This window comes from Longimicrobium sp. (assembly GCF_048594345.1).
Classification (GTDB): domain Bacteria; phylum Gemmatimonadota; class Gemmatimonadetes; order Longimicrobiales; family Longimicrobiaceae; genus Longimicrobium.
The window spans coordinates 42,061-62,670 of sequence record NZ_JBMDXM010000021.1 but is presented as its reverse complement, the minus strand read 5'-3'; the positions used below and the strand labels follow the sequence as shown (position 1 = coordinate 62,670).

The 20,610-nt window shown below is 70.7% G+C and carries 24 protein-coding genes; 15 read left to right on the top strand and 9 right to left on the bottom strand.

The features are described 5' to 3' along the window. A partial coding sequence (locus ACOJUJ_RS02245; protein ID WP_420125215.1) for an RES family NAD+ phosphorylase occupies positions 1-378 on the top strand: 378 nt, incomplete at its 5' end. An 81-nt stretch (positions 379-459) separates the two neighbouring features. Here ACOJUJ_RS02245 and ACOJUJ_RS02240 read toward each other — a convergent pair. From ACOJUJ_RS02240 to murA, 3 genes are read right to left on the bottom strand one after another with little or no spacing between them, the layout of a single operon-like run. Further along, on the bottom strand, positions 460-1,245 hold the full coding sequence (locus tag ACOJUJ_RS02240; RefSeq protein ID WP_420125214.1) for a polyphenol oxidase family protein: 786 nt from the start codon (positions 1,243-1,245) through the stop codon (positions 460-462). Beyond that, positions 1,246-1,653, bottom strand: a complete 408-nt coding sequence (locus ACOJUJ_RS02235) for a hypothetical protein (RefSeq protein ID WP_420125213.1) — start codon at positions 1,651-1,653, stop codon at positions 1,246-1,248. A gap of 31 nt (positions 1,654-1,684) precedes the next feature. Then, the gene (gene murA, locus ACOJUJ_RS02230) at positions 1,685-3,031 is read right to left on the bottom strand and encodes a UDP-N-acetylglucosamine 1-carboxyvinyltransferase (protein WP_420125212.1); all 1,347 of its coding nucleotides are present in this window, start codon (positions 3,029-3,031) and stop codon (positions 1,685-1,687) included. Between the two features lie 277 nt (positions 3,032-3,308). On the opposite strand from murA, the gene ACOJUJ_RS02225 reads away from it, so the two are divergent. From ACOJUJ_RS02225 to ACOJUJ_RS02185, 9 genes are all read left to right on the top strand, one after another. Continuing rightward, on the top strand, positions 3,309-3,653 hold the full coding sequence (locus ACOJUJ_RS02225) for a P-II family nitrogen regulator (protein ID WP_420125211.1): 345 nt from the start codon (positions 3,309-3,311) through the stop codon (positions 3,651-3,653). A 20-nt stretch (positions 3,654-3,673) separates the two neighbouring features. After that, on the top strand, positions 3,674-4,519 hold the full coding sequence (locus ACOJUJ_RS02220; RefSeq protein ID WP_420125210.1) for a nitrilase-related carbon-nitrogen hydrolase: 846 nt from the start codon (positions 3,674-3,676) through the stop codon (positions 4,517-4,519). Further along, positions 4,516-5,157 (top strand): hypothetical protein, encoded by a 642-nt coding sequence (locus tag ACOJUJ_RS02215; RefSeq protein ID WP_420125209.1) that lies wholly within the window; start codon positions 4,516-4,518, stop codon positions 5,155-5,157. The genes ACOJUJ_RS02220 and ACOJUJ_RS02215 overlap by 4 nt, the downstream gene beginning before the upstream one ends. A 322-nt stretch (positions 5,158-5,479) precedes the next feature. Next, entirely contained in the window at positions 5,480-6,067 is a 588-nt protein-coding gene (locus ACOJUJ_RS02210) for a hypothetical protein (RefSeq protein ID WP_420125208.1), read from the top strand. A gap of 21 nt (positions 6,068-6,088) precedes the next feature. Beyond that, complete coding sequence (locus ACOJUJ_RS02205; protein WP_420125207.1) at positions 6,089-6,451, top strand: hypothetical protein; 363 nt, start codon at positions 6,089-6,091, stop codon at positions 6,449-6,451. A gap of 5 nt (positions 6,452-6,456) precedes the next feature. After that, positions 6,457-7,383, top strand: a complete 927-nt coding sequence (locus ACOJUJ_RS02200; RefSeq protein WP_420125206.1) for a zinc dependent phospholipase C family protein — start codon at positions 6,457-6,459, stop codon at positions 7,381-7,383. A gap of 304 nt (positions 7,384-7,687) precedes the next feature. Further along, positions 7,688-7,984: a hypothetical protein gene (locus ACOJUJ_RS02195; RefSeq protein ID WP_420125205.1), complete on the top strand. Its 297-nt coding sequence runs from the start codon at positions 7,688-7,690 to the stop codon at positions 7,982-7,984. A gap of 341 nt (positions 7,985-8,325) precedes the next feature. Further along, positions 8,326-8,592 carry a ribbon-helix-helix domain-containing protein gene (locus ACOJUJ_RS02190; RefSeq protein WP_420125204.1) on the top strand — a complete coding sequence of 89 codons (267 nt, stop codon included), beginning with the start codon at positions 8,326-8,328 and terminating at the stop codon, positions 8,590-8,592. Next, complete coding sequence (locus tag ACOJUJ_RS02185; protein ID WP_420125217.1) at positions 8,589-8,900, top strand: type II toxin-antitoxin system RelE/ParE family toxin; 312 nt, start codon at positions 8,589-8,591, stop codon at positions 8,898-8,900. The genes ACOJUJ_RS02190 and ACOJUJ_RS02185 overlap by 4 nt, the downstream gene beginning before the upstream one ends. On the opposite strand, the gene ACOJUJ_RS02180 is transcribed toward ACOJUJ_RS02185, so the two are convergent. Together ACOJUJ_RS02180 and ACOJUJ_RS02175 are read right to left on the bottom strand one after the other, a co-directional pair. Continuing rightward, positions 8,901-9,236, bottom strand: coding sequence for a GNAT family N-acetyltransferase (locus ACOJUJ_RS02180; RefSeq protein ID WP_420125216.1), 336 nt, complete (start codon positions 9,234-9,236; stop codon positions 8,901-8,903). Positions 9,237-9,314: 78 nt separating this feature from the next. Continuing rightward, complete coding sequence (locus ACOJUJ_RS02175) at positions 9,315-10,094, bottom strand: esterase/lipase family protein (protein ID WP_420125203.1); 780 nt, start codon at positions 10,092-10,094, stop codon at positions 9,315-9,317. 271 nt (positions 10,095-10,365) lie between these two features. Here ACOJUJ_RS02175 and ACOJUJ_RS02170 point away from each other — a divergent pair, with 271 nt between their 5' ends. Beyond that, complete coding sequence (locus tag ACOJUJ_RS02170) at positions 10,366-10,944, top strand: hypothetical protein (protein WP_420125202.1); 579 nt, start codon at positions 10,366-10,368, stop codon at positions 10,942-10,944. 58 nt (positions 10,945-11,002) lie between these two features. Here the strand turns inward: ACOJUJ_RS02170 and ACOJUJ_RS02165 are convergent, their stop codons facing one another. The 4 genes from ACOJUJ_RS02165 to ACOJUJ_RS02150 all read right to left on the bottom strand — a co-directional run bounded on the left by ACOJUJ_RS02165 (position 11,003) and on the right by ACOJUJ_RS02150 (position 17,003). Then, positions 11,003-13,345 carry an ATP-dependent helicase gene (locus tag ACOJUJ_RS02165; RefSeq protein ID WP_420125201.1) on the bottom strand — a complete coding sequence of 781 codons (2,343 nt, stop codon included), beginning with the start codon at positions 13,343-13,345 and terminating at the stop codon, positions 11,003-11,005. A 436-nt stretch (positions 13,346-13,781) separates the two neighbouring features. Beyond that, positions 13,782-15,068 carry a sensor histidine kinase gene (locus ACOJUJ_RS02160; RefSeq protein ID WP_420125200.1) on the bottom strand — a complete coding sequence of 429 codons (1,287 nt, stop codon included), beginning with the start codon at positions 15,066-15,068 and terminating at the stop codon, positions 13,782-13,784. 88 nt (positions 15,069-15,156) lie between these two features. Then, complete coding sequence (gene serS / locus ACOJUJ_RS02155; RefSeq protein WP_420125199.1) at positions 15,157-16,440, bottom strand: serine--tRNA ligase; 1,284 nt, start codon at positions 16,438-16,440, stop codon at positions 15,157-15,159. Beyond that, positions 16,440-17,003 (bottom strand): hypothetical protein, encoded by a 564-nt coding sequence (locus ACOJUJ_RS02150; RefSeq protein WP_420125198.1) that lies wholly within the window; start codon positions 17,001-17,003, stop codon positions 16,440-16,442. Before ACOJUJ_RS02150 ends, serS begins: the two co-directional genes overlap by 1 nt. 221 nt (positions 17,004-17,224) lie before the next feature. On the opposite strand from ACOJUJ_RS02150, the gene ACOJUJ_RS02145 reads away from it, so the two are divergent. From ACOJUJ_RS02145 to ACOJUJ_RS02130, 4 genes are all read left to right on the top strand, one after another. Continuing rightward, a complete protein-coding gene (locus tag ACOJUJ_RS02145) occupies positions 17,225-17,578 on the top strand; it encodes a roadblock/LC7 domain-containing protein (RefSeq protein WP_420125197.1) in 354 nt (117 codons plus the stop codon). A gap of 52 nt (positions 17,579-17,630) precedes the next feature. Next, a complete protein-coding gene (locus tag ACOJUJ_RS02140; RefSeq protein ID WP_420125196.1) occupies positions 17,631-18,053 on the top strand; it encodes a response regulator transcription factor in 423 nt (140 codons plus the stop codon). Next, positions 18,050-19,144, top strand: a complete 1,095-nt coding sequence (locus ACOJUJ_RS02135; RefSeq protein ID WP_420125195.1) for a mannose-1-phosphate guanylyltransferase — start codon at positions 18,050-18,052, stop codon at positions 19,142-19,144. Before ACOJUJ_RS02140 ends, ACOJUJ_RS02135 begins: the two co-directional genes overlap by 4 nt. 160 nt (positions 19,145-19,304) lie before the next feature. Next, entirely contained in the window at positions 19,305-20,522 is a 1,218-nt protein-coding gene (locus ACOJUJ_RS02130; RefSeq protein ID WP_420125194.1) for a putative sugar nucleotidyl transferase, read from the top strand. The last annotated feature ends 88 nt before the right edge of the window (positions 20,523-20,610 follow it).

Here is a 20,610-nt window from a genome sequence, read left to right as displayed (position 1 = left end):
CTTCGTGATCCAGGCGTCATGCTGCTGGAGATGGACGATCTGCAGGCACGCGCGCTGGCACGCATCCACCTCCGCTCCCCGCTTCGCCTGGTGTCGATGCACGGGGCGGGGCTGCACCGGGTCGGCGCGACGGCCGCGTCGTGCATGGGCGACTACGAGGTCTCACGCGCATGGGCAGTGGCGCTTCACGGCCATCCCGACGCGCCGGACGGCATCCTCTACCGCTCCCGCCACGACGACGACGGTCTGGCGGTCGCCTTGTTCGACCGTGCCGCGCGCAGAGTGAAGGCTGGCGAGAGTGCGCCACTCACCGATCCATCCAACCTCGCGTTTCTCGCGGAGTGCCTGAACCGGTACGGGATGGGATTGCTGGGCTAGGCTCTACCGATACCGCATCGAAAGAAAATGAGCAGAGAAACGACCGCGTTTCCCTGCTCGTTTGCGTGATAGGGAACTGAATCAGGCGCTGTCGCGGATGCCCAGGACGCCCATCTGCCGCGCCTTGGAGCCGGCGCGGTGGGAAAAGAAGTCCGGCTCACCGCAGCGGGTGCAGTGGCCGCTGACGCTCACCTGCTCCGCCGGCAGTCCCATCCCCAGTGCCCGCTCCGCGATGGCGGCGCGGACGTCGATCGGCGTGTTCTCCGTCGGCACAGCAAGATGAGGGTTGATGGCGGCGTGCACCTCGGGCCCCACCTCGTAGCACGCGCCGCAGATGGAGGGACCGCAGTGCAGCCACAGCCGCTCCGGCGCGCTCTGCCAGCTTTCCACGATGCGGTTGATGGCGCGCTCCACGATCCCCGCCGCCGTCCCCCGCCACCCCGCGTGGACCAGGGCCACCACGCGCGTCTCCGGATCGACCACGGACACCGGCGTGCAGTCCGCCACGCCCACGGAAAGGAGCACGCACCGCCGGTCCGTCACGTGCCCGTCGAAGCCGTCCATCACCAGAATGCCGGGCGAGCCGGCGTCGCGGTGGATCCAGATGTCCGCCCCGTGCACCTGCCGCGCGTGCACGGCCGCATGCATCTCCGTCGCCGCGACCAGCGCGCGCCAGCGGTCCATCGTCCGCCCCACCGGCTGCGCGCCGGAAAGGCCCAGGTCGAACGGCTCCCCGCCGCTTCCCCGCCCCGTGGTCCCCTGCGCCAGCCAGGGAAAGCGCGCCTCCCACTCCGGCTGCACCCACAGCGGCACCGCGCCGGGCGCCAGCCGCTCGGCGACAGTGCGCACCTCCATCGTGGTGGCCACCTACGGCATCCTGGCCTCGGTGGGCCCCTCCGGCGCCGGAGGGGACGCCGGCTCGGTGGACGAAGACGGGAGGGACAGGAGGGTATAGTCCTCTCCCGTTCGCCGCTTTCCTTCCAGCGCGTCCACGCGGCGCTGCAGGTCCTCCACCTCGCGCAGCACCGCCTCGAACTCGCGGCGCGGGACAAAGTCCAGTCGGTCGCGCACGTCGCCCACCGTTTCCTGCGCGCGGCTCAGCGCGTCGCCCAGAAAGTGCTTGGCGCGCTCCGGGCTAAGGTCCCCGCGCGAGCCCGCCTCCTGGATGGTTTCCTCGATGGCCTCCTTGAAGGCCGTCAGCACCCCGATCCCCGAGCGCAGCCCCTCGCCGATGGACGGCAGCCTGCGGCCGCCGCCCTGTCCTTCGTCGCTCATCGGTCCGTCTCCCTGGGCAATCATCCGCGGCTCACTGCGCGGGCTTGATGAACATCTGCCGGGCGGCGTCGTCCACCTCGGCCGCGTCGGAGCGGCTGTCGGCGCGGCGGATGTCGGCGCCCAGCGCGCGCAGCCGCTCGTCGATGCGCTCGTAGCCGCGCTCGATCTGCCCCACGTTGAAGATCTCGCTACGGCCTTCCGCCCCCAGCGCCGCGATCAGCAGCGCCATGCCGGCGCGGATGTCGGGGCTCTCCACGATGGCGCCGTGCAGCCTGGACGGGCCAATCACCAGAACCCGGTGCGGGTCGCACAGGACGAGGCGCGCACCCATGCCCACCAGCTTGTCGGCGAAGAACATGCGCGACTCGAACATCTTCTCGTGCACCAGGATGTTGCCGTGGGCCTGCGTGGCCGCCACCAGCGCGATGGAGGTGAGGTCCGCCGGGAACGCGGGCCAGGGGCCGTCGTCCACCTTGCTGATGTGGCCGCCCATGTCCAGCGTGACGTGCATCTCCTGGTCGCCGGGGATGTACAGGTCGTTGCCCCGGATCTGCACCTCCAGCCCCAGGCGTCCGAAGCCGATCAGGGTGCTGTCCAGGTGCTCCACCGCCGCGTCCTCGATGGTCAGCTCGCCCCTGGTCACCGCCGCCAGGCCGATGAACGAGCCGATCTCGATGTGGTCGGCGGTGATGCGGGTGCGGCAGCCGGACAGGCGCTCGCGCCCCTGGATGCGCAGCGTTCCCGTGCCGATGCCGTCGATCTCGCACCCCATCTTGACCAGCATGTGGCACAGGTCCTGGACGTGCGGCTCGGCGGCGGCGTTGCGGATGATGGTTTCGCCGTCGGCCAGCCCGGCGGCCATCACCGCGTTCTCGGTGGCCGTCACGCTGGGCTCGTCCAGAAACATGTTGGCGCCGCGCAGCCGCCCGTCCACCTTGAGCCGCCACACGCCCTCTTCCTCGATCACCTGCGCGCCCAGCTTTTTGAGCGCCAGAAAGTGCGTGTCCACGCGCCGGCGGCCGATCACGTCGCCGCCCGGCGGGGGAAGCTGCATCCCCCCGGTCCGCGCCAGCATGGGCCCGGCCAGCAGGATGGAGGCGCGAATGCGGGATGCCGCGGCCGCGTCCAGCTGGGTGGCCCCCACGTTGGCGGCGCGCACGCGCACCTCGTTGGGCCCGGTCCACTCCGTCTCGGCGCCCAGCACCTCCAGCAGGCTCATGAGCGTAAGCACGTCCTTGATCCGGGGGACGTTCTCCAGAAAGACGTCCTCCTCGGTCAGGAGCGTGGCCGCCAGCATGGGCAGGGCGGCGTTCTTGTTGCCGTTGGGACGGATGGTCCCCTTGATCCGGTTGCCACCGTGAACGATGAACTTGGGCACTCGGGTCTCCGACTTCTAGTTCGAATGGATGGTGGGGATCGCCCGGTTCCCGTGGGAGCCGGCACGCGCCGCGCTGGGGGGATCGCGGGCGCCCCTCGCGCAAGGATCGTGCGCGGCACCCCAAGCGGCCGGGCGGGTGGCGGTCCGTGCACCGCGCGCCGCCGGGCGCCCGCGCCGGACGCGCCCAAACGCCGCGCCGGGCCTTGCTTGACACCGTTTCCGCGCGGGGCGTAAGATTGCCCCGCGCCCCACACCCGAACTCGCAGCGAGGCCGCCCGTGCAGCTTCTGATCGCCGTCATCAACCAGGAAGAGCGGATCGAGGAGATCCTCTCCGGATTTCTGGAGATCGGCATCACCGGCGCCACCCTCATCAACACCGAGGGGATGGGCCGGCTGCTGTCGTCAGAGGTACCCATCTTCGCCGGGCTGGAGGCGCTGGCGGGGCGCACCCGGCCGCGCAACCAGACGCTGTTCAGCGTCATGGACGACGCCAAGGTTGACGCGGCGCTGGCGCTGCTGCAGGAGGTGTGCGGCGACTTTGGCCAGCCGGCCACGGGGATCGTGGTCACGCTGCCGGTGAACCGCGTCCTGGGCCTCAAGGCCGAGCTGGCGGGCGGGTGACGGCGGCGTGGGGGCCGCGGGTGCGGCTTCGAATCGAGCAATTCGCCCCCGCGTTGTGCCGCACCGACACCAACCTGGCGCGGCTGGCCCGCGCCCAGGTGGACGCGGCGGCGGAGGGGATCGGCCTCGTCGTCACCCCCGAGCTGTCGGTGACGGGCTACGACGTGCGTGACGCCGTCCACACCCTCGCCGCCGCGGAGTCCGACGCGCCGTATCCCGGGCTGGCGCAGGGGCCCGACCTCATCGTCGGCACGATCGAGCGCGACGCGGGGTTTGTCCCGTACAACGCCGCGCTGCACCTGCGCGGCGGGCAGGTGCTGCACCGGCATCGCAAGGTGTATCTGCCCACGTACGGCATGTTCGACGAGGGCCGCTACTTCGGCCGTGGCGACGGGGTGCGGGCGTACGACGCGGGGGGCGGATGGCGTGTGGGCCTGCTGGTGTGCGAGGACCTGTGGCACCCGGCGCTCGCCTGGCTTCTCGCCGCGCAGGGCGCCAACCTGCTCGTGGTCCAGGCCGCCGCGGCGGGCCGGGGCGTCGTCGCGGGCGGCTCGGCGGGGGGTCGGTTCGCCTCCTGGGACGCGTGGGAGCACCTGGCGCGGGCGGCAGCCATCGCATACGGCGCCTACGTGGCGCTGGCGAACCGCGTGGGGGTCGAAGGCCCACTCTGCTTCGCCGGCGGATCGATGATCATCGCCCCCGACGGCGCGGTGCTGGCCCGCGCGGACGACCTGCGCGAAGACCGCATCGACGCCGAGCTGTCGCTTGACGCGGTGGCCGCGGCGCGCCGCCCCTACGCTCACGTCCGGGACGACGACCCGCGCCTGGTGGCCCGCGAGATCGCGCGCATGCTGGGGGATGGATGACGGGCCCCGCGCGCAACGCCGACCGCATCGCGGAGGTGATCGGCGCGGTGGCGCGGCAGGCGCTGGCGGACCGCGGCGTCAGCCGGATCGCGCTGCTGGACGACGGTGGACCGGAGGCGCGGCTGGCCGCATCCATCCTCCACGCGCAGCTGGGGGAGGAAGCCGTGATCTCCCTCGGCACGGCGGACATCGATCCCGTGCCGCTGCTCGGCGGATCGGCGGGGGACGCGCGGCGGGTGGACGAGGAGGTGCGGCGGATGCGCGCGCGGCTGACGGACGACGCCCTGGCCGCGCATCCCGCGAACAAGACGGCGCTGCTGCTGGGCGGCGAGCCGCCGCCGGAGCCGCTGCTGCCGCTGGGCGACCTGTGGGCCACCGACGTGCTCGCGCTGGCCGGCGGATGGTCCGCATCTCCCGAGATCGAGGCGCTGGCGCGGGACGCGGGCGGCATCCAGGCGCTGGATGGCGTGCTTCGGCGGCTGGTGGACGGGCGCGACGCCGCCGCGCTGGACGCGCTGCCGGCGGAGGTCGCGAAGCGGGTGCGTGCGATGCTGGCGGCGGGGAGCGCGGCGCGGCGGCACCCCCGCATCGTCCCCAAGCTGGGCGGGCGCACGCTGTTCGCCGACCTGCAGGAGTGATCCGGATCCGCACCAGGACTACGGGTCCGGCCTGGCGAACGATGTCATTCTGAGGGAGGCGCCCCTCCGGCCCTCTCCGACGCACGGATGCCTGTGCGCCGACCGAAGAATCTGCCGGATGGGCCCACGATCCTGTCGGGCACCGCCGGGTGCGGCGCGAGACTCCCCGCCCGTTTCCGAAACGGGATTCTTCGGCCAGCGCCATGGCGCGGAGTGTGATAGACGTCTGCGCGCGGCGCCTCCCTCAGAATGACGCGGGATCGTCCGTACGCGGTTTTTCGCATTCGGCGTGATCCCAGACTTCATCAACACAGAAGGACCCGTGGGCAACGTACCGCTTCTCCTCATCCAGGCGCCCGCGCAGAGCGGCTTCGAGCGCTGGGTGGACGTGGCCGCCGACGTGGCGACCATCGTCATCGCCCTGGCCATCATCGTCGTCAGCCTGGTCGCCATCTTCGCGGCGCTCAAAGTGCGGGGGATGATCAAGCGCATCCGCGGCGACTTTGACCCCGCCATCCGCAACCTTACGGCGGCCAGCGAGCAGGCCAAGGCGATCAGCGGCACCCTGCGGAAGAACGTGGACGAGCTCAGCGGCACGGTGTCGGAGACCAACGACAAGGTGCGCCGCGCCACCGAAGCGGCCGAGGCGCGGCTGGCCGAGCTGAACGCGCTGCTGGGCGTGGTGCAGCGCGAGGCAGAGGACATTTTTGTGCGCACCGCGTCCGCGGTCCGGGGCGTGCAGGTAGGGGCGGGCGCGCTGCGGGGCGCCATCCGGCGCCGGGGCGACGAGGACTACGACGGAGAGCTGGACGATCTGCTGGACGACGACACGATGGACGCGGCGGACGCTGGTCCGCGGATCCACGTGACCCGGACGCGCCGCACCGGCCGCGACATCCTGGACGACTGACCCACCGACGGGGGCACACCGATGGCCCGACAGGACAACAACGACTTTCTCGCCGCGTTCGCCATCGGCGCGGCGCTGGGCGTGGGCGCCACGCTGCTGCTGCGGCAGGACAGGCCCAACCCGCGCAAGCAGCTGCAGAAGCGGCTCAAGCCCCAGATGCGCAGGCTGCGCAAGAGCGCGGCGAAATCGGCCAGGGCCGGCCGCATCGCGCCCCGCCCCGCGGCGGCCGAGGGAATGGAGGACGACGCCATCCGCGCCGGCCGCGAGCTGCTGGCCGAGTTTCGCGGCGAGGTGCAGCGCATCCTGGACGAAGCCCGTGGCGAGCTGCGCGAACTGAACGCCGGCCGCGGACCGCGCGACGACGGCGCCGGGCTGGAGGGCTGAAGCGCGTGCTTGCCGCCGTCTGCCTGGCCGTCGCCGCCGTTTTCCTGCTCCCGGAGCAGGCGTGGGCGTGGGGCCCGGCCACGCACGTGTACCTGGGATCGGCGCTGCTGGACTCGCTGCACCTGGTCCCCGAAGCGGTGCGCACCCTGGTGGCCGCGCACCCGTTCGACTTTCTGTACGGCAACCTGGCCGCGGACATCTCGCTGGCCAAGAAGTACGTGCCCGAGGGGCGCCACTGCCACCACTGGCACATCGGCGAAGAGATCCACAGCCGCGCGCCCAACGACCGGCTCAAGTCCATGTCGCTGGGCTACCTGTGCCACCTGGCCGCCGACACCATCGCCCACAACTACTTCGTCCCCCGGCAGCTGGTGCTCACCTCGTCCACCTCCGGCGTGGGGCACTCGTACTGGGAGGCGCGGATGGACACGCACCTGGACGAGCGCTACCGGCGGCTGGCGCGGCACGTGGTGATGGAGCACGACCACAGCGAGGCCGACGCGCTGTTCGACCAGGTGCTCAGCCACACGCTGTTCACCTTTCGCACGAACCGCCGCATCTTCCGGGGGATGATCCGGTTTCAGGACAGCGAGCGCTGGCAGTCGGTGTTCGGAACCATGGTGTCGCGCTCGCGGTGGGACCTTTCGGACCAGGCGGTGGTGGGGTACCTGGAGCGCTCGTTCGACTACGTGGTGGACTACCTGGACCGCCGCGGCGAGGCGATCTGCGCGGAGCTGGACCCCATCGGCGACCGCAACCTGACGATGAGCAAGCAGGTGCGGCGGATGGCGATGCAGGACGGCGCGGCGCAGAACCCCGCGCTGCTGCACGAGATGGCGGACAACTTCTTTCCGCTGCCGGAGATTCCGTTCGGCCACCTGCGCGCGCTGCCCGAGGATTCGCGCCACCACCTGCCGTCCAGCGTGGGCTGAGCCGCCTCGCCGTTTGGCGGGGGGTTTGGGTCACGTAGGGGTATCCGGCTTGGTGGCGTGTCCAATCTTCCGCCGGTCGGGCGGCGTTCGTCACGCCGCGTGCGCCGCTCGTCACGGGTGCATTGCGGAAGACGGTCGGCCGAAGCAGGTTTGGGAAAACGTCTGGCGCGTGGGCTGTCCCGGTCCCGATCGGCCGCGCGTTCTCGCTCCAGCCCCAGCGGCCTGCCGGCCCCGCTGGCGGACTGTTTGCAGGGCCGGATTTTCGCAGATCCACCGCCGGAAACCGCCGCAACAGGAGGACCCTATGACGCTCCGCCGCTTTGCCGCCCCCGCCCTTGCCGTCCTGGTTGCGCTTGGCGCGTCGGGATGCGCGGGGATGAGTTTCAACACCGGGTGCGGGTTCTCGTCCGCGGACCCCATGTCCGACGGCGCCAGCCGCCTGAACCGCGGCTTTCAGCTGCACCAGGCGCGCGCGCAGCACCAGGCGTACCAATACAAGGCGACCATGGTCAGCGCGCAGTTCAGCCGCGGCAACATTCGCAAGCCGGGCGCGGTGCCCATCGCGCGAACCAACTCGTCGGCCCCGCTCTGCTTCCGCTGACCGGCCGCTGGCGGTTTCCGGGCGGATGACAAGGCGGGCGGCCATTGAGAGCCGCCCGCCTTTATTCATGCGCCGAAGGTGATACCGATTCCCATGGTTCTTCGTGCATGCGGAGTTCTACTGCTGTTTTCACGAAGACAGCAGAGGGCGCGGAGGCGCGGAGAGAATGACGCTTCCTCCGCGCCTCCGCGTGAGATCCAGTCGTAAAGGTCAGAATGCACAGCGAATTGACAGGAACGGTATGATATGAGTCTGCGCCGCGTCAAGAAATGGACGGGATTGACAAAAGACGGGCTACTCTTTACGATTGAAGATACGAATGCTTTCAACCAGGAGTGCTCATGCCTGTCTCATTTAGCCCCGAACTTGAGCGCAGGATTGCGGAGAAGATCGAATCCGGTGAGTACGATTCCGCTGAGGATGTGGTCACCGACGCTCTGGATGCGCTCTCCGACCGTACTGAAGAGGAAGAAGCAAAGCTCCGTTCGCTGCGAGCCGACATCGATATCGGGATCGCGGAAATGGAGCGTGGTGAGGGCATTCCGGGTGCTTTGGCCGCGAAGCAGGCAAAGGCCGAGTTCCGCCGCCTAACGGGACGCGCGCCCTGAGCGGGTTCGCGCTTGCGCCTTCCGCACAGCGTGATCTGGTCGAGGCGGCAGGATATGTTGCGGAGGAGTCCGGAAATCCCGAGCTGGGTGACCGGATCATCGACCGGCTCATCGCCGTGATGGAGAAGCTCGCGGAGTTTCCGGGCATGGGGCGGCCGCGCACCGAACTCCGGCCCATGCTGCGCAGCTTCGTATCGCCGCCTTTTGTGATCTTCTACAGGCGAAAGGGAGACGACATTCACGTATTTCGCGTCCTGCACGAGCGCCGGGACATCAACAAGGCGTTTCCCAAACGCCGCCCGCGCTGATCAAATCCGCTTTGTCATGAACAGCGAGTCGTCGGGGGCGTAGCCGAGGTTGCGGTGGAAGTCCGCGACGGATGCGTTCCCCTGCTCCACCAGCAGGTTCAGCTTGATTGCGTCGATGGCGAAAAAACGCCGCTCCAGCTCATCCATCAGCCTGCGCCCGATCCCGCGCCCCTGCAGCGCCGGAAGCACCGCCAGGTGGTAGATCCAGGCGCGCCGGCCGTTCCACGCGCAGATCACCATTCCGGCAACCGATCCATCCGCCTCCGCCACCAGGAACGGCCCGGGATTCCGCTCCATCACCTTCCGCAGCTCGGGGAGCGTGTCGGACGGCTTGATCGTGAGCCCGGCGTCGCGCCAGACGTGGACTACCGCGTCGTAGTCGGGCCTCGCGGTACTCGCGGAGGGTGGTGAGCACTAGCGCCCGCTGGCAGACGGCGCGGCGGTGGAAAAGCGGCCGTTGCGCAGAAAGCGGGCGATGAGAAGGTGCACGTCCGTGCGGTTCATCAGAAAGCTGTGAAAGCCGTTCACCACCACGTGGTCGCGGGCGCCGGGAAGATACGTCTCGGCCACGCGCACCTTGCGGTCGCGCGCCCCGGCGATGATCCCCACGTCCACACCTTCCGGCAGCACCAGCGTCCGCGCGGTGGATTCCGGCGTCGTGCGCAGCTCACGGATGGCGGGCATCATGCTACCCAGGTGGGGCGCCCAGCGGTCCGCCGCCGACGCGCCCTGGTTGGGCGGGGCCAGCATCACCACGCGCCCCATGCGCTCCGGCGGGTCCTGCGCCAGCATGGAGCGGATGACGACCGTGCCCAGGCTGTGGCCGATGAAGTGCACCCGTGGCGCAGCGCCCGTCCGCTGGCCGGCGCGGCGGGCCAGCCGCGCGCCCAGCTCCGCGACGGTACCGCGCGTGCTGGGGTAGCCAAAGTTGAGCACGCGGTAGCCGTCCGCCTCCAGCCGCCGCGCCAGCAGCCACATGGACGCCGGCGACCGCCCCATCCCGTGCACCAGCACCACCAGCTCGCGCGTATCCTTGGCCTCCGCCGCCGCCCGGGCCTCGACGCCCGACGGTGGCGGAGACACCTGCGCGGCGGCGGACGCGCTCACCCCCAGCAGCACGCCCAGGCCGGCGGCGCACAACGTCCGCGCACGCCTGCCGAGCATCCGCCGTCCCCCGCGAAGCATCGTCGTCATCACTCCCGCTCCAGACTCGTGAACGCCGGCGGGCAAGCGGTTCGCTGCCGATGAAGCCGGGGTTTTCTCACAGCATCGCCGCGCCGGACGTGTCCATTTACCCGGACCGCGGTGTCCCTCCAATCGAACATCTGCTCCGTCACTCATCCGCGCGCCATCCCCCGCATCGGATTTCGTGCCATGCACTTGCACCGCGTGACAAACGGGGCGGCGTTCTTGCCCCCCAGGGGCTGCATCTGCCCGTGTTTCCACGCCCTGCCACGAAAACCTCATGATCCTGTCGATCGTCCGCCGCACCGTGCCGGTGCTGGCCGCTCTGGCCCTTGCCGGCTGCTCCGAGTCCTCTACCGGTCCCAGCGAAACGCTCAACCTTGGCTTTGAAGACGTGACCAACGGACGCCCCGACGGCTGGGGGTACGTCGGCGGAGCGGGGTACTCCCTGTTCAGCGACACCGAGGTGGTGCACGGAGGCGAGCACAGCCTGCGGCTGCAGTACCTGGGCAACGATACCTTCGGCACCTCGGGGCGCGCCCTGCCCGTAGAGGCCGCGCGCGGCAAGACGGTGCGCTACAGCGGATGGATCCGCACGGCCAGTGTGGCGGTTACCGACGGCGCGCAGAATCCGTGGGCGGGGCTCTGGATGCGGGTGGACGGCGCGACGACCACGCTCGCCATCGACAACATGCACGACCAGGGGCCCAGCGGAACGACGGACTGGCAGCGCTTCGAGATCGTGCTCGACGTACCCCAGGAGGCGACGGCCATCTACATCGGTACGCTCCTGGCCGGGAGCGGCCGGGCGTGGTTCGACGACCTGGAGATCCACATCGACGGGCAGCCGTACCGCTGACCCAGGGAGAGGGCGGAGCGCCGCGCGGCGACTGCGGCGCTCCGTCCGCCACTCCGCATCATTCCCACTCCGGCTCCAGGTTGGCGTACTTCAGCACCACCACCTTGCGGCCCACGTTGTCGAACTCGATGGCCGCCTTGACGTCGGTGCCGTGGCCGGAAAGCTCCATCACCGTCCCCGCCCCGAACGACGGGTGCCGCACGCGCGAGCCCTTGCGCATGGACGGCAGGTCCTGCGAATCCGAATAGTCCACCTGGTACGTCTCATCTTCGTCCGCGCCGCGGCGGGACGGACCCGACGAGGGCGCCTTCCACGACGGCGCGCCCCCGAACAGCCGCTCGCGCCGCGTGGTGTACGCGCTGGACGACTTCCACGGCTGCTGGTACGACATCCGCTCGTTCACCCGCGCCGTCCGCCGCGCCTCGGTCAGCTCCTCGGGCACGGATTCCAGGAACGGCGATGGGGTGCTGTCCATGAACTGCGCGCCCCGCCGCCGCCGTTTGGCGTGCGTCAGGTACAGCTTGCGCTCCGCCCGCGTGACGCCGACGTAGAACAGGCGGCGCTCCTCCTCCAGGTCCGCCGGCTCGTCGTATGCCCGCATCAGCGGGAATAGGCCGTCCTCCAGCCCGGCGATAAAGACGAAGGGGAACTCCAGCCCCTTGGCGTTGTGCAGCGTCATCATCGACACCGCGTCGGCCTGGGGATCGTGCTGGTCGATGTCGGCGACGAGGGCTACGTGGCCCAGGAACACGTCCAGCGGCCGCGCGGATTCATCCTCCCCCGCCGCCTCCAGCTCCATCATCAGGTCCGGATCTTCCTCCTCCAGCCGGCGCTGCACCTCGGCCGCGCCGTTCACCAGCTCCTCCAGGTTCTCGATCCGGTCCTTCCCCTCCGTCCCCTCCGCCTTGAGCGCCTCGACGAGCCCCGACTCCATCACCAGCTCGCGGAGCAGGACGTCCAGCCCCATCCCGCCGGTGGACGCCAGCGCGGCGTACTTGCGGATGAGCGCCGCCAGCTCCGGCAGCGCCTTCCCCGCCCCGCCGCGGATCCCGTCAATCGCCCCCGCCTGCTCCGCCGCCGCCAGCAGCGGGATGCCGCGAGCCGCCGCGTGCTCCGCCAGCCGCGCGACGGTGGTGTCTCCGATCCCGCGCTTGGGCACGTTGACGATGCGCAGAAACGCCTCGTCCGCCGCGGGGTTGGCGACCAGGCGCAGGTACGCCAGCGCGTCCTTGACCTCGCGGCGCTCGTAGAAGCGCGTGCCGCCAATCACCCGGTACGCCATCCGCTCCCGCCGCAGCGCCTCTTCAACCGACCGCGACTGCGAGTTGGTGCGATACAGGACCACGAAGTTGCGCAGCGCCAGCGCCGGGCTGTCCGCCATCCGCCCGCGGATCTCCTCCGCGATCCACTGCGACTCGTCCGACTCGTCCGCGGCCTCCACCAAGGTGATCTGCTCGCCGCCCACGTGGTCGGTGCGCAGCGTTTTGCCCTTGCGGTTTACGTTCTGCGCAATCACGCGGTTGGCCGCGTCCAGGATGATCTGCGTGGAGCGGTAGTTCTGCTCCAGCTTGATGATCTTCGAATCCGGAAAGTCCTTTTCGAAGTCCAGGATGTTGCGGATGTCGGCGCCGCGCCAGCCGTAGATGGACTGGTCGTCGTCGCCCACCACGAACAGGTTGCGGTGCTCCTCGGCCAGCTGGCGAAGGAAGACGTACTGGGCGCGGTTGGTGTCCTGGTACTCGTCCACCAGCAGGATGCGAAAGCGGTCCTGGTAGCGCCGCAGCACGTGCGGGTTGTCGCGGAACAGCTGCACCGGCTTGACCAGCAGGTCGTCGAAGTCGAAGGCGTTGGCGTCGCGCAGCGCCTTCTGGTACAGCGGGTAGACCTGCGCCACCACCTTTTCGAACGGATCCAGCGCCCGGTCGGCGTACGTGTCTGGTCCCGTCAGCTCGTTCTTGGCCGCGGAGATGGCGCCGTGCACCGCGCGCGGAGTCCACTTCTTGGGATCCAGCTGCAGCGTGTCGCGGATGATGCGCTTGGTCAGCCCGTCGGCGTCGTCCGCGTCGTACACGCTGAAGCCGGGGCTCCACCCCAGCCGCTGCGCGTCGCGGCGAAGGATGCGCACGCCGATGGAGTGGAAGGTGCCGATCCACATTCCCGTGGGCTCGCGCCCCAGGATCTTGCGGACGCGGTCGCGCATCTCGCCCGCGGCCTTGTTGGTGAAGGTGAGGGCCAGGATGCTGGCCGGGTCCACCCCCATCTCCTCCACCAGCCAGGCGATGCGCGTGGTGAGCACGCGCGTCTTGCCCGAGCCCGCGCCCGCCAGCACGAGCAGCGGCCCCTCGAAGTGCGAGGCCGCTTCGCGCTGCTCCGGATTCAGGTGCGAAAGGTCGAACGCCATCGATCTGCGCTGCTTTCAGTCATGCGTGTAGTCGCCGCGGGAACTCGGCGGTTCGAACGGCATCGAACTGCGTCCGCGGAGCGCCCCCTCACTCGCTCAGGCTCGCACCTCCCCCAAAAAAACTTCGGGGAGGTGGACTTCGATCCCGCTTCGAACGGCATCGAACTGCGTCCGCGGGGTGCCCCCGCCCCCCGCCCCCCCCCCGTAGTTGCACACGGAGAGGGGAGAACTTCGATCCCGCTTCGGAAAGGGGCGTCGCACCTCCCTCCCCCGCGCAGTTTGCGGGGGAGGGCCGGGGAGGGGGGCGGCTCACCATCCCGCTCCACGTCGTCCGAACCGCGGCGATCCCAGCCCCAAAGCTAACCTCCCCCAGGTTGTTTTGGGGGAGGTGGGCGAGTGGTGCTCGCCCGGAGGGGGCGCCGCGGGTCGCGCGAATCTAGCTCCGCGCGCCGGATCCGCCGCCGGGATTCCCCGATTCCCCGCCCGTCCGCACGCGGCGGGCTGCAAGGCGATCCCACGGCAGGCGCCCTACGCGCTCAGTGGGCTGCGGGTCCGGCGCGCAGGGGAGCACCATCACGAAGCGCGCGCCGCGGTCCGAAGGCTCCAGGCGCAGCTTGCCGCCGTGCACGTCCTCTACGATCCGCCGGGCGAGGGAAAGGCCCACGCCCCATCCACCCTTTTTGGTGGTGATGCCGGGGTCGAAGAGGGTGGAGCGGACGGCGGGCGACACGCCGGGGCCGTCGTCGATCACGCGGATCTCCACGTGCCGCTCGCCCGGCGCCTCGGCCTCGATGCAGATGCTGCCGCCGGAGCCCGCCAGCGCGTCCAGCGCGTTCTTGACCAGGTTCTCCAGCGCCCACTCCAGCAGGATGCTGTTGCCCAGCACCGGCGGCGTTCCCTCGGCCACGTCCACGGAAAGCTCCACCGTGCGCCCCAGCTGCGGCAGGCGCACGCGCACATAGCGCTCCAGCAGCCGCAGCATGGTCCGCACGTCCACCGCCTCCGTCTGCACCGGCCGGCCGATCCATTCGAAGCGGCGCGCCACCTTCTCCAGCCGGTCCAGATCCGCCTCCATTTCCCCCGCCACCGCCGGGAGCGACGCCATCCCCTCGCGGTCCTCGTCCGGCAGCCGCAGGATCTCTACCCAGCCGGCAAGGGAGGAGAGAGGCGTGGCCATCTGGTGCGCGGATTCGCGCGCCATGGCCGCCCAGATGCGCTCGCGCTCGGTGCGTACGTTGTGGCGGATGACCGACGCCAGCGCCGCCAGCAGCCCCACCAGCGCGCCCACCTGCAGCCAGGGCACCACCCGAAGCCGGCGCACCGTGGGGGGGTCGCCAAAGTAGATGGTGCCCAGCCCGGGCTCGCTCATGGGCGGATTGTGCGCCGCCAGGTGCTCCGCGTACTCCAGCACGCGGATCATGTCGGCGGTGTCGCCCTGGGCGGCTTCGAAGGGGAGGTTTACCCAGACCGCGGGAACGCCGTCCAGGTCGGTGTAGACGATGGGAACGCGCAGCCGCTGGATGTCGCCCGAAAGCCCCAGCATGGTGGCGATGAGGTCCGCGTCGGGGTCGTTCAGCCCGGCGAGGACGCGGACGACGATGCGCGAGTGCACCTCGGCGTCCTTGCGCATCTCGCGCACCAGCAACTGGCTGTACACCAGGTACCACGCCAGGATGGCCGCCGCCAGCAGGGCCAGCGCGGTGGGCCAGTGGCGGCGGTTCACGGGCGGGCCCGCGGGTGCGCGTGGATCCGCATGGCGTGCGCGAGGGCGAAAGGGGCCGCCGGTTCAGCGCGCCCGGGGAGCGCGCTCCTCAGGGGCGGACCAGGCGGTCCGTCCCCAGGTACGGGCGCAGCGGCTCGGGGACGATCACCGAGCCGTCCTCCTGCTGGCCGTTCTCCAGGATGGCCACCACCGTGCGCGGCAGCGCCACCCCCGACGCGTTGAGCGTGTGGACGTACTCCGGCCTGGCCCCGGCCTCCGGGCGGTAGCGGATGTTGGCCCGCCGCGCCTGAAAGTCGCCGCAGTTGCTGGCGCTGCTCACCTCCAGCCACCGGCCCACCCCCGGCGCCCACACCTCCAGGTCGTACGTCTTCATCGAGCTGAAGCCGGTGTCCCCCGACGCCAGCAGAAGCACGCGGTACGGCAGCCCCAGCAGCTGCAGCACGCGCTCGGCGTGCCCGGTCAGCGCCTCCAGCGCGGCATCCGAGTCCTCCGGCCGCTCGAAGCGCACCATCTCCACCTTGTCGAACTGGTGCACCCGCAGCAGCCCGCGCGTGTCCTTGCCCGCCGACCCCGCCTCGCGCCGAAAGCAGGGCGAGTAGGCGGTGTAGGCGATGGGAAGCTGGCCGGCCTCCAGCAGCTCGTCGCGGTGCAGGTTGGTGAGCGGCACCTCGCTGGTGGGGATCAGGTACAGCCCGTCCTCGGGCAGCGCGTACGCATCGCCCTCTTCCACGAACTTGGGGTACTGCCCCGTCCCCTGCATCGATTCCCGCGTGACGACGAAGGGCGGCTCCACCTCGGTGTAGCCGTGCTCGCGCGTGTGCAGGTCCAGAAAGAAGTTGATGAGCGCCCGCTGCAGCCGCGCCCCCATCCCCTTGTAGACGGGAAAGCCGCTCCCCGAAACCTTGGCCCCGGCCGGAAGGTCGAACAGGCCCAGCTCCGCGCCGATGTCCCAGTGCGGCCGTGCCTCGAAGTCGAGCGTGCGGGGCTCGCCCCAGCTGCGGACGACGGTGTTGCTCTCCTCGCCACCCGGGGGCACCGAGGGGTCCGTCAGGTTGGGGATGCGCAGCAGCAGGTCGTCGGACTCGCCCTCCACCTCGCGCACGCGGGCGTCGATCTCCTTGATGCGGGCGTTCACCTGCCCCATCTCGGCGATCAGGTCGTCGGCGGATTCCTTGCGCCGCTTGCGCTCGCCCACCTCCTGGCTGACGGCGTTGCGCCGCGCCTTGAGGCCGTCGCCCTCCGCGACCAGGGCGCGGCGCTCGGCGTCCAGCGCCAGCACGCGGTCGAGCGATGCGTCGGCCCCGGCCCCGCGCGCGGACAGGCGCGCGCGAAAGGCGCCGGGGTCCTGCCGGATGAGCTTGACGTCGAGCATCAGTCGTCCGCCAGCCGCTCGTCGTCGCAGTTGCGGTTGATGACGATGGCCAGCCGCACCGTCCCCGCCGCCGCGTCCACCGCCAGCACCTTGGCCCGGGCGTAGTTCTGGCACAGGCCGCCCTGGGTGGGATACTGCCGCGAGCGGAACAGGTACACGCCGTTGACGGTAACCGGCACCAGCTGGTCGCCGTAGGCGCCGGTCGCGCGCGGCGCCTCCTGAATGGCGTCGTAGTTTTCCGACGTCACACGGATCCCCGCGCCGCGGTACGGCGAGCCCGGCTGGTCAAAGGGCAGGAACGAGATCCCCGCGCCCGTGCGCCGCACCGCGATGTCCCACTCCGCCGCGTCCTGCACCAGCTCCGGGCGGCGCAGCAGGGTAAAGGGGAGGGTGGCGCGGGCAATGTCCAGCGCGGACGGCTGCAGGTTGCCGGGGACGGTGATGGTGACCGTATCGGTGCTGAGCTGCACGTCACCGAGAAGCGGATCGTCGTCGCAGGCACCCAGCAGGGCCGACGAGGCGAAAACGGTGGTCAGCAGAACGAACAAACGGGCAAAGCGCACGAACCACTCCTGAGCGCAGCGCCACCCGCGCGCGTGCGCGAAACGGTGACGCGTGAAAAAAAGGCGTCTGCCGCGGGGGCGGACGCAGGGGATACCTTACGGACCGGGCGGGGGCGGCGTCAAGGTGCCGCGGCCCCGCCAGGGTTGACGGGGGCGAGCCCCGGCGGGTACGTTGACCGCCATTGCACGGCCCCCTGAACACCGCAGCGGAGAACGCCCGAATGCCCGCATTGGAGACGGCCCTGGCCTCCCTGGCCGCCCACCCGGGCGTGGAGCACGTGCTGGTGCTGGGACGCGACGGCCTGCTCATTACCCACACCGGCGGACCCGGGCTGGACGCCGAAACCGTGAGCGCCATGGTGCCGGGGATCGCCGGCGCCGCGTCGTCGCTGGGGCGCGCGGCGGGCCAGGGCGACGCGTCCACCATCGTTATCCGGCTGGACGACGGGGTGGCGCTGGTCTCGGTGCTCTCCGCCGAGGTGCTGCTGGCGGTGCTGCTGCGCGGCGACGCGGGCTTCGCGCCGCTGCTTCGCGAGCTTTCGCGGCGCCGCGGCGAGCTGGCCGGACTGGTGTGAGGGCGTACAACCCCGCCGCCGGGGCCGTGGTTCCCCCCTGCTCCCGTCGAGGATGACCGCAGACGACACCCGGGCCGCCCGCCGCGTGCTGGTGGCCGACGACGAGCCGCACATCGGCCGCATCATCCAGATGAAGCTGGAACAGGGCCCGTACGAGGTCACCCTGGTTTCCGACGGCCGCGCGGCCATGGAAGAGCTGCAGGGCGACGAGCCGATCGACGTGGTGCTGCTGGACATCATGATGCCGTACGCCAGCGGGCTTGAGGTGCTGGCCGAGGCGCGCCGGCTGCCGCACCGCCGCGAAACCCCCATCATCATCCTTACCGCCAAGGGCCAGGACGCCGACCGGCGCCAGGCGCTGGAGCTGGGCGCCACCGACTTCTTCACCAAGCCGTTCAGCCCCAAGAAGCTGCTGGCGCGCGTGGACGAGATCTTTGGCGGCCCCGCCAGCGGCGGCGGCGAGGACGGCGCGTGAGCGACACGGGCACGCGGAGCAGCGAGAACCCGCACCTGTGGACGGTGATCCTGGCCGGTGGCGTGGGCTCGCGCTTCTGGCCCGTCAGCACGCCCCGCCGTCCCAAGCAGCTCCTTCCGCTGGCCTCCGAAAAGCCGCTCATCCGCGACACGGTTGAGCGCATCGTTCCGCTCATCCCCCAGGAGCGGCTGCGGGTGCTGACCGGCGCGCACCTGGCGGAGCCGATCCTGGAAACGCTCCCGGAACTGGGCCCCGGCAACCTGCTGCTGGAGCCCCGGGCGGCGGGGACGGCGCCGGTGCTGGCCTGGGCCGCGGCCGAGCTGGAGCGGCGCGATCCCGACGCCATCATGGTGTCGCTGCACGCGGACCACGTCATCCATCCCCCCGAAGCGTTTCGCGCGCTGATCGCCCGCGCGGCGGAGCTGGCGGCGGGGCACCGGCGGCTGTTCACCATCGGCGCGCCGCCCACGCGGCCGGAGACGGGGTACGGCTACATTCGCCTGGGCCCGCCGCTGGACGCGCTGGAGGCCGACACGCACCCCGAGCCGGGGAACACGGTGGCGGAGTTCGTGGAAAAGCCGGACCGCGAAACCGCGGAGAGGTACCTGGAGTCCGGCGTGTACCTGTGGAACACGGGGCTCTTCGTCTGGCGCGCGGCCGACCTGCTGGACGGGCTGGAGCGCCACGCCCCGGAGTTCCGCGAGCTGATCCCGCTGCTGCGCGAGGGCGCCACGGAGGAGTTCTTCCGCGTGGCGCCGACCATCTCCATCGACGAGGCGCTGCTGGAGCGTTCGGACCGCATCGGTGTCGTCCGCGCCACCTTTGCCTGGGACGACGTGGGCGCGTGGGATGCCGTCGCCCGGACGCGCACGCCCGACCAGCACGGCAACGTTCTGCTCGGTGAAGCCCACGCGGTAGATTCGCGCGACAGCGTTCTCTACGCGGACGACGGCCCGGTGGTCGCGTTCGGCGTGGACGGACTGGTCGTCGTCCGCACGGCCGGCGTGACCTTTGTGGCGGACCGCGAGCGCGCCCCCGACCTAAAGAAGATGCTGGACCAGCTGCCGGAGGGCCTGCGCACGCTCGGATAAGTGCGAAAGTGCGGGAGTGCGAGAGTGCGAAAGTGACCGGCTCTGCACGCGGCGCCGGTCATGAGGCCGCTCCGGTCTACGGTGTGCATGGTCCGCGCACGGCGGACGGAATCCGCACAGACCCACTTTCGCACTCTCGCACCTTCGCACTTTCGCACTGATGGTTTCCCTCATCCTTTTCGACGACGCGGTTTCGCGCCGCTGGCAGCCGTTCGCGCTCACGCGTCCCGGCGGCGAGCTGCGCTTTGGCGCGTTCATCACCCGGCGCCGCGCCGAGCGCGTGTTCGGCGCGCGGTGCGTGGCGCATCTGGGCCCCGATCACCTGCTGGGATTCGAGGAGGGTGACGCCCCCCCCGTGCTGGGCTACGCCGACGCGCCGGCGGACGGCGACCGGCTCTTTCTTTCCGCGCGCGCGGTGCCGGCGTGGGGGAGCGGCGAGGTGTGGGCGGCGCGGCGCGGCGGCGCGGGCGCGCTGATCGTGGACGGCGAGGTGGCGGGGTGGTTCGCGCCGGACGGCACGCCCGCGCCCGGCCCGGAGTTCTTCGATTCGCCGCCTACCATCCTGGACCGCACGGGGGCGGTGGAGCTGGAGGGGCGGATGATCGGCCCCGTGTGGGAGCTGATGTCGGGTAACCCGGCGCAGGTGACGGCGGACGTGGCCGCGCTCTTTCCCGACGCGGGGACGGCGGCGCTGCCGGCGGGGAGCCACCAGTTCGGCGAGCACCCGCTGCTGCTGGGGCAGGGCGCGCAGGTGGAGCCGTGCGTGGTGTTCGACACCACGGCCGGTCCCATCTGGCTGGATGATGGCGTGACGGTCAAGGCGTTCACGCGGCTGGCCGGCCCGGCGTACGTGGGCCGCAACTCCATCGTGCTGGGCGGGCACCTGGAGGCGGTGACGATCGGCGAAGGGTGCCGCATCCGGGGCGAGTTTGCGCAGAGCGTCTGCCTGAACTACGTCAACAAGGCGCACGACGGGCACATCGGCCACGCCTACCTGGGCGCGTGGGTCAACCTGGGCGCCGAGACCACCAACAGCGACCTGAAGAACAACTACGGCCCCGTGCGGCTGTGGACGCCCGCGGGCGAGCAGGACACGGGCGAGCTGAAGGTGGGCTGCTTTCTGGGCGACCACGTAAAGACGGGGATCGGCCTGCTGCTGAACACGGGAACCGTGGTGGGCGCGGGGAGCAACCTGTACGGCGCGCTGCTGCCGCCCAAGTACGTCCCCCCCTTCAGCTGGGGAACCGGAGAGGACCTGACGGCGTACCGGGTAGACAAGTTTCTGGACGTGGCCGGCCGCGCCATGGCGCGCCGCAAGGTGACGCTCTCGGACTCGGCCGCGGGCCAGCTCCGGCGGGCCTGGGACGTTTCGAGGTAGGGCGGTACGGAGTACGAAAGTACGTTTCCGCTGCGACCGACTCTCGTACTTCACTCCCGTGCTTCAGCAGTTCCGTACTTCGTACCCT